The 593-nt window shown below is 47.6% G+C and carries 2 rRNA genes; both read left to right on the forward strand.

From position 1 onward, the window contains the following. Positions 1-89: ribosomal RNA gene (locus tag AC27KL_RS28070) — 16S ribosomal RNA — on the forward strand; the annotation flags it as partial. Between the two features lie 381 nt (positions 90-470). Continuing rightward, positions 471-593: ribosomal RNA gene (locus AC27KL_RS28075) — 23S ribosomal RNA — on the forward strand; the annotation flags it as partial.

Here is a 593-nt window from a genome sequence, read left to right on the forward strand (position 1 = left end):
GGAGCCAGCCGCCGAAGGTGGGGTAGATGATTGGGGTGAAGTCGTAACAAGGTAGCCGTATCGGAAGGTGCGGCTGGATCACCTCCTTTCTATGGAGAATCGTTTCCTGCAACGGAAACATTCAAATATGCCGTAAGCTTACGAAGCGAGCTTTACTTCGTAAAGCTTTCATCTCACTCGTTGGTCAGTTTTGAGAGTTCAAACTCTCGCATACGATTTCCAGAACTTGCTTGGTGACAAGAAGTGCTGAGGATGGTATGATATAAGTCCGGTTGAAAAAGCCGGTTTTTGATCCTTGAAAACTAGATAACGAAACGAATTTGCGTTTTAGAAATATCCTTTTAGCTGCTTGTGTCTTCATTGAAAGACCAAGTAATAAAGGTAGCAGACGAGTGTTTGAATCGAAGAGCGACTTTGGCTTTGTGCGAAGCACAAAACAACGGAGCGAGGCGAGGCAAACAGGAGTCAAAGGTTAAGCTACTAAGAGCACACGGAGGATGCCTAGGCGCTAGGAGCCGATGAAGGACGTGGCGAACAACGATACTGCCTCGGGGAGCTGTAAGCAAGCTTTGATCCGGGGATGTCCGAATGGG

It is taken from the genome of Paenibacillus sp. YAE3, from assembly GCF_057546105.1.